Origin of the sequence: Salinicola acroporae, assembly GCF_003206615.1 — a bacterium.
GTDB classification, from domain to species: Bacteria; Pseudomonadota; Gammaproteobacteria; order Pseudomonadales; family Halomonadaceae; genus Salinicola; species Salinicola acroporae.
The window spans coordinates 469214-482788 of the sequence record NZ_PZJW01000004.1; the positions used below are offsets into that span (position 1 = coordinate 469214).

Consider the following 13575-nt stretch of genomic DNA (forward strand, 5'->3'; position numbering starts at 1 on the left):
GTTCTGTGTTACATGCGCCTTACGCTTCATCCCGCTAGTCGATTTATTCAGCGCTTCCCGAGAGCGTAGCGCCAACGGATAAGTGGAAAAACGAACGGGGCGGCCAGATGGCCGCCCCGTTTTCTTTTTTCTCTCGTGTCAGTCTGTTTTTCTGTCACGCTGCTCATGGCCGCTTTTTAAGCGCCCCTAAACCGGCGCAAACCAAAGCTCGTAGTTCAGTATCCGAACCGGGCGGCAACCGGCCCGGTGATCTCGGCGATCATCGCGAGCTCCGCCTCGCTGAACCGGGGCTGATAGTAGGTGGGGGCGTGCAGACCGCCGGCGGCCTCGTTCAGTACGTGCGGATCGAGTTCGAGTTCGGCATGGTCGAATACCGCCTGCAGTTTGTCGTGAGGTTGGCTGCAAAGGTCTTCGTAGCGCACGACCAGGCAGGCCGCTTTCAGCTCGGGATCGGCATCCAGCGTATCGGCGACATGAGCGTAGATGGCGGCCCAGTAACGTGCCCAGCCCTCGACCTCGTTCGATGCCTCTGCAGCGCTGTCCCGGCCATCGCCTTCCCACAGTTCGGTGATGCGGCGGGTCTGTTCATCGTCGCCGACATTGATCGCGCGGCGATCGAGGCCGAATTCATAATGGCCGACACGACGCATGTGCTCCAGTGCCCGCGGTTCGCTGGTCTCGCCGGCGACGAAAAGCTTCTGCTGCTTCATCAGCGAGGCGATGTGCCACACCGGATCGCGGATCACCAGGATGAATTTAGCCTGCGGGTAGAGCTTGTGCAGGTAGCCGAGCCGCACTAGGTTGTAATTGCCCTTGGCGACGTAGCGTTCGCGCTCGCGCACCGCCAGCAGTTTGCGCACGTGCTCGTCGTAGAAGCGGGCGAACTCCGGGTTTTCCGCTTCACGCCCCAGCACCGAGCTGTGCGCCGGATCGTGAATGTCGGGGAAGAACGCCATCCACAGCATCTCCTCGAACGCCTCCGGGCTTTGCGAAGTCACCTCGATGCCGTCCTTGTGCGCGCGCTCCTGAGCCTGCTCTTTCGAGTTCGGGACCTTCTCCAGCCAGCGATTCCACCAGTAAGGCGTCAGCAGCGGCGGAAAATCGACGTAGCGATGGGACGCCACCTTGGGGTGCGCGGCGAGATGCTCCAGCAGGATCGTCGTGCCCGAGCGCGCGAGCCCGGCGACGTAGACGGGACGATCAACGCGCTTGCCGGCAATAGCGTCTCGCACCGCGCGGGTTTCCAGATTGCCTAGCTTGATCCAGGTTCTGGGTTTGCGATGAATCCAGCCGCCCAGCCAGTGCATCCAGCCCGGTACGACGAAGCCGGGATCGGAGACCTGAGCGCTGGATGCCGACGGTCCCTTCGCTGCCGAACGTGAGGTCGGCGTATCGCTATCTGATGTGTTCATTCGATTTTCGCCCACCGGAACGTGATGAGAGAGACGATCGTCATGATCGGGAAGAAGACCGCCAGCCAGTGGCGCATCCAGCCCGGCCCGAACGGAAGATAGTCGGGCTCCGGCAGGTCGAAGGCGATCCGTGCTATGCCGCTCTCCGCGGACAGGTAACCCAAGGGGTTGGCGGCCAGCCAGTTCCACCAATGGCGTTGCTCGACCACCGGGATCGGCGCCGTGATGGCGACGTTGGCCAATTCGCTGTCGCTGTCGCTGACGATCACGTGGGGGCCATCGCCCTGCTGCACCCACTGCGCCTCGTAGGTGTCCGGCGTGACCTGCACGGTCGGGGTGTCGCCTGCCGCCGGCAAGGCGTGAGCGTAGTAGCTCTCCAGCCAGGTCAATAGCGCCAGCAGGGGCAGGATCGAGACCAGCGTGGGCAGGAACACCAGCCCGAGATGTTTGAAGGCAGCGAGAAACTGGTTGCGGATCAAGGGGCCGGCGTCACTGAACTCACCGTCGAACTCGTTGAGTCGCTGGCGTGCGGCGCGGGCCTCGCGCTTGGCGTGGCCGATTCTGCCTTGCGGCGATACCAGTCGATACAGGAACAGCGTGCCGACACCGGCGATCGTCGCCCATACGATCAGGCGCACGGTGGCCGGCAGGAACGGCTGCATCCCGCCATCGATGGCGCCGAAGATCGGGTCGGGCAGATTCAGTAAACCCATGTGTCCTCCTGACACGAGCTGCTCCTCGGCGCGTCGTTCGGCGCCGAAGACAGGGGTAACGTTTCATGGCGAGGGGGAAGTGCCTCGGGATCGATGCGATGGCCGGGACGCGCCAGGACGTCCCGGCCCATCACTCTGACTTCACGAGCGCTGGTCGCGCTGCGCCTGTTCGACGCGAGTGGTGGTCGGCGGCGACTCGGGGTTCTGGGCGGTGCGGGCCTGCACCGTGGATGAATCGCCCGCCGAGGCCGCGGCGGCTTCGGCCTTGCGACGGCGGCGCATGCGACGGATCGGCCACATGATGACGAAGAACAGCGCCATGCCGACGGCGGCGATGATGCCCCATAGCGCCGTGAGAAGGCTCAGCCCGGCACCCGGGCCAACGTAGGCTTCGGCGGTGAGCGGCAGGATGGCACCGACGGTCAGCATGCCCGTCAGCAGGAACTTTTCGTATCGCTTGGTCAAACGCGTCATGACGATCACCTCCCAGTGGTGTCGAGGTCGGCGCGGAAATCCGCGTCGAGGTTTGCAGTGGCGATGCGCTGGCCCGATGAGACCACGGGGACGTACTGCTCCTTGTCACCCCCGCGAGCGGGATTGATGAACTCCCAGGCGATCTCCCCCTGTGGAGTCGTCTCGAACAGCCGGCCGCCATCGGATTCGGTGATCAGCCGGTTGCCATTCGGCAGCGTCTGCGCGGCACCGCGCAGGCCGCTGTCGAAGGGGTGTTCATCATTGCCGCTGTAGCTTGAGACAATCGCATCGTCGTTCGGGTTCACTTCCAGGATGCGGGTGCGATTGCCCCGCTCGAAATTGCCCAGGTTGTCGAACAGCGTGAAGTTGCCGTCGGGCTGGACGCGGGCGGAATGCTGGCCCAGCCATGGCCCTTTCATCGCCCAGGTCATCTCCCCGGAGTCCGGATCGACCAGCGCCACGGCTCCGGGGTGGCGAAACGACAGCATGATCTGGCCGCCGTGGCCGTTGGCCGGCGCGAAATTCCGGGTCAGTTCGTCGTCCAGGTACTGAACGCTGTTGGTGTGAAGCGGGTCTTCCGTGGCGAAGCTCGGCACCGAGTAGAACAGCCCGGCGAAGGGAGAGTCGATGAAGGCGTCGCCGAGCGAAACCTTGCTGATCTCCTCGCCCGTCTCCCCGTCCAGCCTGACCAGGTAGTCGTCGAGCCACGGGTAGGAGAGGGCCTGGAAGTCGGGCACCTTCCGCTGAGTGAACGCGTGGGTCAGGGTTATCACGTCGCCGTCCGGGGTGATATCCAGGTCATGGTGGGTGCTGGCGTGATACTTCCAGATGATCCGGGAGTCGGCATCGAGTTTGACGATGCCATATCCCCACGGGGTGTCGTTGTCGGCGATGTACATGGCCACCAGGTCGCCGTTGGGCAGGACCTTGGCCTTGCGCCAGTACATGCGATCGTCGGGGCGGGGCGCGCGGCCGGTCGGGCTGGTTTCCCAGACGTGGCTGTAGGGCAGTTCCCAGCGGTGCACGACCTTCCCTTGCATGTCGACCAGGTTGGCGTAGGGGCCATCGCCCGAGGTGTAGAGGGTCAGGCCCTCGTAGGCTTTCTGTGGGTCGTCGATGGTGGTGCCCCGGTCATCCCGACGGGCGTCGCGCCACAGGTCGGTATCGGTATAGAGGTCGTTGTCGGACTGCTGCGCGATAACGGCAACCGCCGCCTTGTGGGCATCGTCGAGATAGGTATAGGGAAACGACTTCGTCAGAATGACGAAGGCGCCCCCGATGAAAGCCATGAAGGCAATCGCCACGCAAAAGATGGCGAAGCCGGCACGATCCGCATTGTGCATGTCGCCGTTCCTGAAGTTGCTGAGTCAGCCCCTTCAATCACCCCGGAGTCGGCCAGTCTGCCTCCTGGCGAGAATCCTCTGCCGACGCTTCCTGCGCCGGTCGTTATCGTCAATCGAGCTTAAGGCGACCGGGTCGAAAATGAATGAGGTTTTTTGTCAGCGGGTTTGCCGATATGGGGGCGTTTGGTTACCGGTGGTGAGTCCTGTAACCCACGGCTTCGTCCCCGACCGGCCTCGGCGACGGTGGGCGCGCGTCCCGGATTTTTCCTGGCGTTCGGTGACGGGGTCGATATCATCGTCCGCTTCGTCCGTCGGCAGCGTTCGACGGATACCGTTCACGGTTCGAAAAGAGGCGATGCATGAATGCTGTGGTGCTGGCCATCCTGATCATGGTCACGTTGAGTCTGGCGCGGGTATCGGTCGTATTCGCGCTGATCGTTGCCGCCATCGCGGGCGGGCTTTATGCGGGCTTGCCGCTCGATGCCATTCTGGAAGCTTTCAACGGTGGCCTGGGCAACGGGGCGACGGTGGCGATCTCCTATGCGGTGCTGGGGGCATTCGCGGTAGCGCTTTCGCGCTCGGGCATCACCCAGGGCCTGGCTCGACGCGCCGTCCAGCGATTCCATCTCGAGGGTACCGGCGCTCGCCCGCGTCGCGTGGTGCTGGCGCTGCTGGGTTGTCTGCTGCTGGCGGCGATCAGTTCGCAGAACCTGATCCCGGTGCATATCGCCTTCATTCCGATCCTGGTGCCACCGCTGCTGACGCTGATGAACCGGCTCGAACTCGATCGCCGCGCGGTGGCCTGCGTGATCACCTTCGGCATCACCGCCCCCTACATGCTGCTGCCGGTGGGATTCGGGGCCATCTTTCTCAACGATATCCTGCTCAACAACCTCAACAGCAGCGGTGCCCAGCTCGGCCTTCAGGTCGAGGCGGCCCAGGTGCCGCTGGCCATGGCGATGCCGATCGGCGGGATGGCGCTGGGACTACTGGTGGCGGTGTTCTTCAGCTATCGTCGCCGGCGGCATTACGACGACCGCGCGCTGGTGGGGCAGCGGGATGACGAGCAGCCCGCGACCGCACCCAATGGAGAAGCCGGTCTTCGCGGCTGGCAGAAGATCGTACTGGCGGCGTCACTGATCGGCACGGTGGTGGTGCAGTTGCTGACCGACTCGATGGTGCTCGGCGGACTGTTCGGCTTTGCGCTGCTGTCGGTCAGCGGCGTGTTCCGGTGGCGTGCGCAGGACGACGTCTTTACCGAGGGCATGCGGATGATGGCGCAGGTCGGCTTCATCATGATCGCGGCCGCCGGTTTCGCCGGAGTGATGCAGGCGACCGGTGCGGTGGACAGCCTGGTGACGAGTTCGGCAGCGATGATCGGCGACCACAAGGGGCTGGCCGCGTTGATCATGCTGCTGGTGGGGCTGTTCATCACCATGGGCATCGGCTCGTCGTTTTCCACCATCCCGATCATCGCCTCGCTCTACGTGCCGCTGGCGCTGGGGTTCGGCTTCTCGCCGTTGGCGACCACCGCGCTGGTGGGAACGGCGGCGGCGCTGGGCGACGCCGGCTCGCCGGCCTCGGATTCCACGCTCGGCCCGACCGCCGGACTCAATGCCGACGGCCAGCACGACCACATCTGGGACAGCGTGGTGCCGACCTTCCTGCACTACAACGTGCCGCTGCTGGTCTTCGGCTGGATCGCGGCGATGACACTTTGAGCCACGAGCCACGAGCCACGAGCCACGAGCCACGAGCCACGAGCCACGAGCCACGAGCCACGAGCCACGAGCCACGAGCCACGAGCGCTCAGTACGAGGGCGCCTGCTCGCTGATGTGGTCGGCGATGGCGCCCGGTGTCGTCCACCACACGCCCTGGGCCTCGCGGTAATCGGCCAGCTCGGTGAGCACCTCCCGCAGTTGACGCAACCGGAACGGCTGGCCGATCAGCCAGGGGTGCAGCGCGATGCCCATGACGAGAGGCTGTCGGCGTGACTGCTCCAGCAGTTCCCGAAACTGATCGCGGATCATCGTCGTGAACTCGTCCATCGAGACGCGATGGGTCGATATGGTCGGAATGTCGTTGAGTTCCTGCGGGTAGGGGATCGACCAGAGCGTGCCGGCGCGAGTGCTCATGGCGATCGGTCGGTCATCATGCGCCCAGTTGAGCTCGTAGTCGAAGCCCGCCCCCGCCAGCAGGTCCGGCGTCGCTTCGCTTTCCGAGATCCACGGTGACAGCCAGCCGGCAGGCGCCTGGCCGTAGCGCTCGGCGAGACGATCGCGGCAGCTGCGAATCAGCTCTTGCTCCCGGGTTTCATCCATCTGGCCCTGGCGCTCGGCGTTGGTGTGGCCATGGGCGATGATCTCGTCGCCACGCGCAACGAAGGCATCCAGCAGCTCGGGGCAGTGATCGAGAACCGAGGTGTTGGCGATGACGCCCGCCGGCAGATTCAACGCCTCGAAGAGTTCGAGACAGCGCCATGCCCCTACCCGGTTGCCGTACTCGCGCCACGCGTAATTGAGCACGTCCGGTTCGCCTGCCGGCGCGGGCGGCGCGATCCCCACGCCGCGGCCCTCGCCGAAGGCGTAATGCTCCAGATTGAGGCCGACGTAGACCGCCAGGTCGGTGTTGCCGGGCCAATGCCAATCGTCCCGATCGGTGATCGGGCGGTAGGCGAAGCGCTGGTGGTGGCGCAGCGATGGCAAAGACATTCTGTTGATCCTGTGACGGGTGGTCCTTGAGTGTAGTCATTTCGCATTCGTACGCTGTTGCGGGATGTAAAGCTTGCTTTCCTTTTCTGTCAGCGACAGGATGTAAAACTTGCTTTCCATTCCCCACGGAGATTGATGTGAGCCGCTATCTCAAGGAATTCACTGGTGCAATGGCGCTCTATCTGGGGCTGCTGGTCGCCTCGTTGATCTTGTTGGTGCACTTTGCAGAGGCAAGCCCGTGGGTTCGCGTACCACTGGCGCTGATGCCCATCATTCCGTGTGGTTTGATGTGCTGGGTCGTGGTGCGCGAGATGCGACGCATCGACGAGCTGCAGCTACGCATCCAGTTCGAGGCATTGGGGTTCGCCTTTGCGGCCACTGCGTTGAGCACCTTCAGCTATGGATTTTTGCAGAACGTGGGGTTGCCCCAGATCTCCTGGCTGATGATCTGGCCGCTCATGGGGGCGATGTGGATCCTGGGACTGATGATCGCCAGACGGCGATATCGATGAAGAACCGCCTGAAAGCGCTGCGCAAGCAGAGGGCATGGTCCCAGGAGATGCTGGCGAGCGCGCTGTCGGTGTCGCGCCAGACAATCAACGCGATCGAAAACGAGCGTTACGACCCGAGCCTGCCGTTGGCCTTCGCTATTGCGCGCTTGTTCTCGTTGCCGATCGAGTCGATTTTCAGCGACGAATGATCGTGCCAGGTCCCGTCATGGTGATAGACAGGCAGTGTTGTCATGGAGGATCACGCGGTTTTCGATGAGCCTGTTAAGCTATCGAGGACAGTCACCGTCACTCAGGAGTCAGAATGAGCAAGAGCACCGGCAAGAGCCCCAAGAGAACCGCCAAGGGCGGCCGAGGCAGCGCCAAGCCGCTCGACGCGGATGCCATGGCGTTCCTCGAACGCTATCTCAACAACGCCTCGCCCACCGGTTACGAGTGGGAGGGCCAGAAGCTGTGGATGGACTACCTGCGGCCCTACGTCGACGAGTTCATCACCGACACCTACGGCACCGCCGTCGGCGTGATCAACCCGGACGCCGAGTACAAGGTGGTGATCGAAGGACACGCCGACGAGATCTCCTGGTACGTCAACTACATCACCGACAACGGCCTGATCTACGTCATCCGCAACGGCGGCAGCGACCACCAGATCGCGCCCTCCAAACGGGTCAACATCCATACCGACAGTGGCATCGTCCAGGGCGTGTTTGGCTGGCCGGCGATCCATACCCGGCGCCAGGGCCCGAAGGAGAAGCCGCCGGAGCTCGACAACATCTTCATCGACGTCGGTTGCAGCACCAAGGAGGAGGTCGAGGCGCTGGGCGTGCATGTCGGCTGCGTGATCACTTACCCGGACGAGTTCTTCGTGCTCAACGGCGACAAGCTGGTCTGTCGGGCGATCGACAACCGCATCGGCGGCTTCATGATCGCGGAAGTGGCGCGGCTGCTGAAGGCGCGCAAGCAGAAGCTCGATTTCGGTCTCTACATCGTCAATGCGGTGCAGGAAGAGGTGGGGCTGCGCGGTGCCGAGATGATCGCCGAACGGCTCGACCCGAACGTGGCGATCGTCACCGACGTCAGCCACGACACCTCGACGCCGATGATCGAACCGCGTCGCGAGGGTGCCAACAAGATCGGCGACGGCCCGGTGATCTGCTACGCCCCGGCGATCCAGAACAAGCTGCGTGAGCGGTTGATCAAGGTCGCCACCGAGCAGAAGATTCCGTTCCAGCGGTTGCCGCGTTCACGCGCCACCGGTACCGATACCGACGCCTTCGCCTACTCCAACTCCGGCGTGGCCTCGGCGTTGATCTCGCTGCCGCTGCGCTACATGCACACCACCGTCGAGATGGTCCACAAGCAGGATGTCGAGAACGTGATCGAGCTGATCTATCACGCACTGCTCGACATCAAGTCGGGCGAGACCTTCAGCTACTTCGAGTAACTGTCATGATGCCGGCCCGAGTCGGGGACTCTTGGGCCGGCGTCGTCGAACGTTACGCCATCGATTCCCTGGCGCGCTGTTACCCAATATAAGGTCGGGGAGATTCATAGACCAAAGCCCAATTGCACTATATGAATTGACTTGTCTGTTCTGGTATGCCAAAGATATGCCAAGGCGACGCCACAATACAAAACAGTCGCTCCGATCCGAAAGGCTGCCTCCCGGTGGCACACGACAACAACAACTCTCAGGAGTCGAACATGCAAGCGACCCTCTCCCGTCTGGCTGCATGCGGCACGGCAGCGGTCCTCTCCCTGGCGACATTCGGCGTCCAGGCGGCGACGCAGTTGATGATCGTCACGCCGTGGCCGGAGGGCAACTTCCAGGTCAAGACGCTCAATCAGTTCGCGGACGCGGTCAAGGAAGCCACCGACGGTGAAGTCGAGCTGGACATCCACGCCGGCGGCGATCTGGGATTGAAAGGCCCCGAGCTGCTCTCTGCGGTGCGCGACGGTATCGTCCAGGGCGCCGACATGCTGCTGACCCAGCAGGTCGGTGAGGCGCCGCTGCTGGGTATCGAATCCGTGCCGTATCTCACCCGCAACCAGGACGATGCGGCGCTGCTGCGCAACACCGCCTGGCCTTACTACGAAGCCGTGGCAGCCGAGTTCAACCAGAAATTTCTGTACACCGTGCCGTGGCCCGGTCAGGGCGTCTTCACCCAGCAACCGGTGAAGACCGTCGATGATCTCGCGGGCGTGAAGCTGCGCACCGTCGACAAGAACGGCACCGAATTCTTCAAGGCGCTGGGCGCTTCCCCGGTGCAGATGCCGTGGGGCGAGGTGGTGCCGGCGCTGGCCTCCGGCGCGATCGATGGCGTGACCACCTCGACGCCCTCCGGCGTCGACGGCAGCTTCTGGGAGTTCACCGACTACTTCAACAAGCTCGACTGGCAGCTCGCACCGGACGTCGTCTCGATCAATCTCGATGCGTGGAATTCGCTGACCGACGAGCAGCAGCAGACGATCGAATCGCTGGCCCGGAAGATGGAGCCCCGGTTCCAGCAGATCTCCCAGGACGAGGATACGCGCAACGCGAAGATTCTCGCCGATCACGGCATCCACATGTCCGCTCCCGATGCCGCGCTATCGGCGCAACTGACCGAGGCCGCGCAGCCCCAGTGGCAGCAGTTTCGCGACACGGCCGGCCCCAAGGCCGATGAGCTGATGACGCGCTACCTCGAGGCCCGCGACGCGCCCTGAGGGCATCGCCACCCGCCAATTCGCGAATCGGCTTGCCGGTTCGCGGCTGACCCACCGGCTTTCTTGCCCGCTCTTTCTGGGGAGTCTTCCCATGATCTCTCGCTTGCTGCAGTGGAGTGATCGCCTGGCTTGGGCTGGCGCGGCACTGGCTGCGCTCGCCATGGCGCTGCTGTTCGTGCTGATGCTGTCGGAAATCGTCTCGCGCAACCTGCTCGGGACCAGCCTCGGTTTCAGTTGGGAGGTCAGCGGTTACCTGCTCGGGCTGATCATCTTCATGGCGAGCTGTTGGGCGCTGCGCCATGACAAGCACATCCGCATCACGCTGCTGCGCGAGCATCTGCCTGCCGGCGGCGTGCGCTGGCTCGATCTGCTGGCGACACTGATCGGTGTGATCATCGCCGGCTTCTTCGCGGCGGCGTTCGTCGGGTTCTGCCTGCAGACCTGGCACAGCGGTACGGTGTCGAGCACTCCTCAGCAGATTCCGCTGATCTACCCGCGTGCGTTGATGGCGCTGGGGCTGGTCGTGTTCACGGCGACGCTGATCGTGCGCGCCCTGGTGCTGGTCGCCGCGCCGAAACTGATGGCCGATCAGAAGCGGCCGGACTCGGCGCTGCCGACGGAGGGCGGGTCATGACCGCGATCATGGTGACGGCGTTCGCGCTGCTGGTGGCGGTGCTGGCCAGCGGCGTCTGGGTCGGGCTGGGGCTGGCCGGTGTCGGTATCGTCTCGCTGGAGACGTTCCGCGGCTTCATGCCGGTGGAAAAGCTGCTCGCCCAGACGGTGTGGAACGCCACCACCAGTGCCGAGCTGGTGGCGCTGCCGCTGTTCATCCTGATGGGGGAGCTGCTGTTCCGCAGCCGTTTGACCCAACTGCTGTTCGACGGGCTGGCGCCGTGGGTCGATCGCGTGCCGGGGCGGCTGCTGCACACCAACGTGCTGGGTTGCACGCTGTTCGCGGCGATCTCCGGTTCCTCGGCGGCGACGACGGCGACGGTCGGGCGCATCACCTCCAGCGAACTCATGCGGCGGGGCTACGATGCCCGCATCGCCGCCGGCTCCCTGGCCGGGGCGGGCACCCTTGGATTCTTGATCCCGCCCAGTACGATCATGATCATCTATGGCGTACTGGCGCAGGTATCGATCCTCAAGATGTTCGTTGCCGGGATCGTCCCCGGACTGCTGCTGGCGCTGGCCTTCATGACCTACCTGGGCGTCTACGCGCTGACCCACGCCAGCCAGTTGCCGCCGCGTCAGCGGGGGCTGGGCGCGCGGGACTACCTGCGCGCCCTGGTCCAGTTGGGGCCGGTGGCGTTGCTGATCGCGTTCGTCATCGGCAGCATGCTCACCGGCATGGCGACGCCCACCGAGGCAGGTGCGGTGGGCGTGCTGGGGGCGCTGTGCGTCTGTCTGCTGCAGCGCTGCCTGGGCTTCAGGAGCCTGTGGAGCGCGTTGATGGGGGCGGCGCAGATCACGTCGATGATCGGGCTGATCATCGTCGGCGCCATGTTCCTGTCGGTAGCGATGGGATTTCTCAACGTGCCGCGCACCATCGCCGACACCATCGGCTCGCTGGGACTGTCGCCACTGGCGCTGGTGGTGGTGCTGCTGATCTTCTACGTGGTGCTGGGCATGCTGCTCGAGGGCATGTCGATCATCGTCATGACGTTGCCGATCACGTTGCCACTGATCACGCAGGCGGGATTCGATCCGATCTGGTTCGGTGTCTTTCTGGTGCTGGTGGTGGAGATGGCCCAGATCACGCCGCCGGTCGGTTTCAACCTGTTCGTGATCAACGGCATCACCGGCATGAAGATCAGCCAGATCGCGCGAGCGGTATTCCCGTTCTTTTTGATCATGGTCGCTTTCACGCTGCTGCTGGCCATGGTGCCGGAGATCGTGACCTGGCTTCCGGATCACCTGTCGTCGCGCCAGTGACGATCAATCTTCGAGTGTTCCGATGATGACGCCGACTTATCACATCGCGCCGCTGGCCGATCAGGGCGTACTGATCGATTGCGGCGAGACCATCGACATCGAGGTCAACCGCTGGATAGAAGCCGCCGCCCTGGCCGTGCGGGCGGCGGGAATCGCTGGCGTGATCGGCATCGTGCCGACCTACCGTTCGCTGGCGATCGAGTACGACAGTGCGACGATCACCCAGCACGAGTTGATCGCGCGCCTCGATGCGCTGGCGGCGACACTGAGTGTCGGTCAGCGCCGCAGCCGACGCTGGCGAATTCCGGTCGTCTACGGCGGGGAGTTCGGGATCGATTTCGACGACTTCCGCCGCCGCCACGAGCTCTCGCGCGATGAGCTCATTGCCCGCCATACGGCGCCGGATTACCGCGTGTTCATGATCGGGTTCATGCCCGGTTTCGCCTATCTGGGCGGCCTCGATCAGCGCCTGCACACGCCGCGTCGCGACTCGCCGAGGACCAGGACGCCGGCCGGCAGCATCAGCGTCGGCGGCCAGCAGACCGCCTTCGCATCGGTGGAAGCGCCCAGCGGCTGGCATCTGCTCGGTCGCACGCCCGTACGCAACTTCGTGGCCGGGCGAACCCCGCCGATCCTGGTCGAGGCCGGCGACTGCGTCCGTTTCGACGCGATCGACGGCGCACGCTTCGAGACGCTCCAGCAGGATCGTGACTGGCTTCCCGACTGGGAGTGGATCGAGAGTGGGGAGGCGATCCCATGAGCACCGCGATGGGGGTTCCGGAATCGGGCGCCGGCGTGGCATTCATGGTCGAGGCGCCGGGCATGATGACGACGCTGCAGGATGCCGGACGCCTCGGGCAAGGCCATCTCGGGTTGCCGCCCTCGGGAGCGCTCGATGGCATGAGCCTGGGGCAGGCCAACGCCCTGGTCGGGAATGCGCCGAAGCCGGACACCCAGACGGGCCAACCCCAGGAGTTCGGCGCGCTGGAGATCACCCTGCTGGGCCCGCGCCTGCGGCTCTCGGGCGGCCGCTGCGTGGTCGCGGTCACCGGCGACGCGGAGGTGCTGGTCAATGGCCAGCGCGTCGAGACCTTTCGAGCCCTGGCGCTGGAGGCGGGCGACGAATTGCACGTCCGGCGCGTCATCTCCGGTGCCAGGGCCTATCTGGCGGTGGGCGGGGGCTTTGCCTCGACGCCGTTTCTCGGCAGCGTGTCGACGCTGGTGCGCGCCGGCGTCGGGGGCTTCGACGGGCGCGCTCTGGAGGCCGGCGACCGGCTTCCCCTGAGCGACCCGGCGGCCGGTATCGACCACGCCGGGCGCGCTGGGGAACGGCATCTGCCGCAGCGCGAGAAACGCCCCGTCCGGGTGGTGCTGGGACCGCAGTCGGGCGCCTTCTCCCATGCCGGTATCACCCGGTTCCTGACCGCCGAGTGGACGATCTCGACGCTCGCCGATCGCATGGGCTATCGTCTCCAAGGCCCCGAGTTGAAAAGCCCCGCAGGGCACAACATCGTGTCCGATGCATTGCTGACCGGTAGCGTGCAGATTCCTGGCGACGGCCGGCCGATCATCGCCATGCACGACCGTGGCACCACCGGCGGCTACCCCAAGATCGCCACGGTGATCCGGGCGGATCTGGCTCGGCTCGGACAGATGAAGCCCGGCGATCGGCTGCGCTTCGAGGCGATCGACCCCGCCCATGCCGAAACCTTGTGGCGCGGGCGCCAGCGGGCCTTTCGTCGCTATCTGGCGGGACTTGCGACCTGAGTTA

The 13575-nt window shown here is 64.6% G+C and carries 14 protein-coding genes; 9 read left to right on the top strand and 5 right to left on the bottom strand.

Annotated features, from left to right (window positions below):
- Window positions 1-215: 215 nt before the first annotated feature.
- From DOM54_RS07650 to DOM54_RS07665, 4 genes are all read right to left on the bottom strand, one after another.
- Complete coding sequence (locus DOM54_RS07650) at window positions 216-1412, bottom strand: sulfotransferase family protein (protein WP_206019038.1); 1197 nt, start codon at window positions 1410-1412, stop codon at window positions 216-218.
- Window positions 1409-2125 carry a hypothetical protein gene (locus tag DOM54_RS07655; protein ID WP_110715750.1) on the bottom strand — a complete coding sequence of 239 codons (717 nt, stop codon included), beginning with the start codon at window positions 2123-2125 and terminating at the stop codon, window positions 1409-1411. Before DOM54_RS07655 ends, DOM54_RS07650 begins: the two co-directional genes overlap by 4 nt.
- 141 nt (window positions 2126-2266) lie before the next feature.
- Entirely contained in the window at window positions 2267-2599 is a 333-nt protein-coding gene (locus DOM54_RS07660) for a hypothetical protein (protein WP_206019039.1), read from the bottom strand.
- Window positions 2600-2604: 5 nt separating this feature from the next.
- On the bottom strand, window positions 2605-3942 hold the full coding sequence (locus DOM54_RS07665; protein ID WP_110715751.1) for an arylsulfotransferase family protein: 1338 nt from the start codon (window positions 3940-3942) through the stop codon (window positions 2605-2607).
- 359 nt (window positions 3943-4301) lie between these two features.
- Here DOM54_RS07665 and DOM54_RS07670 point away from each other — a divergent pair, with 359 nt between their 5' ends.
- Complete coding sequence (locus DOM54_RS07670) at window positions 4302-5663, top strand: Na+/H+ antiporter family protein (RefSeq protein WP_110715752.1); 1362 nt, start codon at window positions 4302-4304, stop codon at window positions 5661-5663.
- Between the two features lie 88 nt (window positions 5664-5751).
- On the opposite strand, the gene DOM54_RS07675 is transcribed toward DOM54_RS07670, so the two are convergent.
- Window positions 5752-6654 carry a polysaccharide deacetylase family protein gene (locus tag DOM54_RS07675; protein WP_110715753.1) on the bottom strand — a complete coding sequence of 301 codons (903 nt, stop codon included), beginning with the start codon at window positions 6652-6654 and terminating at the stop codon, window positions 5752-5754.
- A 137-nt stretch (window positions 6655-6791) separates the two neighbouring features.
- On the opposite strand from DOM54_RS07675, the gene DOM54_RS07680 reads away from it, so the two are divergent.
- From DOM54_RS07680 to DOM54_RS07715, 8 genes are all read left to right on the top strand, one after another.
- Window positions 6792-7166, top strand: a complete 375-nt coding sequence (locus DOM54_RS07680) for a hypothetical protein (RefSeq protein ID WP_110715754.1) — start codon at window positions 6792-6794, stop codon at window positions 7164-7166.
- A complete protein-coding gene (locus DOM54_RS07685; protein WP_110715755.1) occupies window positions 7163-7354 on the top strand; it encodes a helix-turn-helix transcriptional regulator in 192 nt (63 codons plus the stop codon). The genes DOM54_RS07680 and DOM54_RS07685 overlap by 4 nt, the downstream gene beginning before the upstream one ends.
- Before the next feature lie 113 nt (window positions 7355-7467).
- Entirely contained in the window at window positions 7468-8607 is a 1140-nt protein-coding gene (locus tag DOM54_RS07690; RefSeq protein WP_206019040.1) for a M42 family metallopeptidase, read from the top strand.
- Window positions 8608-8867: 260 nt separating this feature from the next.
- Window positions 8868-9869 carry a TRAP transporter substrate-binding protein gene (locus DOM54_RS07695; protein WP_162619789.1) on the top strand — a complete coding sequence of 334 codons (1002 nt, stop codon included), beginning with the start codon at window positions 8868-8870 and terminating at the stop codon, window positions 9867-9869.
- Window positions 9870-9960: 91 nt separating this feature from the next.
- Entirely contained in the window at window positions 9961-10503 is a 543-nt protein-coding gene (locus tag DOM54_RS07700) for a TRAP transporter small permease subunit (RefSeq protein ID WP_110715757.1), read from the top strand.
- Window positions 10500-11804 carry a TRAP transporter large permease gene (locus DOM54_RS07705; protein WP_110715758.1) on the top strand — a complete coding sequence of 435 codons (1305 nt, stop codon included), beginning with the start codon at window positions 10500-10502 and terminating at the stop codon, window positions 11802-11804. The genes DOM54_RS07700 and DOM54_RS07705 overlap by 4 nt, the downstream gene beginning before the upstream one ends.
- Before the next feature lie 22 nt (window positions 11805-11826).
- Window positions 11827-12564 (top strand): 5-oxoprolinase subunit PxpB, encoded by a 738-nt coding sequence (pxpB, locus tag DOM54_RS07710; RefSeq protein ID WP_110715759.1) that lies wholly within the window; start codon window positions 11827-11829, stop codon window positions 12562-12564.
- A complete protein-coding gene (locus tag DOM54_RS07715; RefSeq protein WP_206019041.1) occupies window positions 12561-13571 on the top strand; it encodes a 5-oxoprolinase subunit C family protein in 1011 nt (336 codons plus the stop codon). Before pxpB ends, DOM54_RS07715 begins: the two co-directional genes overlap by 4 nt.
- Window positions 13572-13575: the final 4 nt, after the last annotated feature.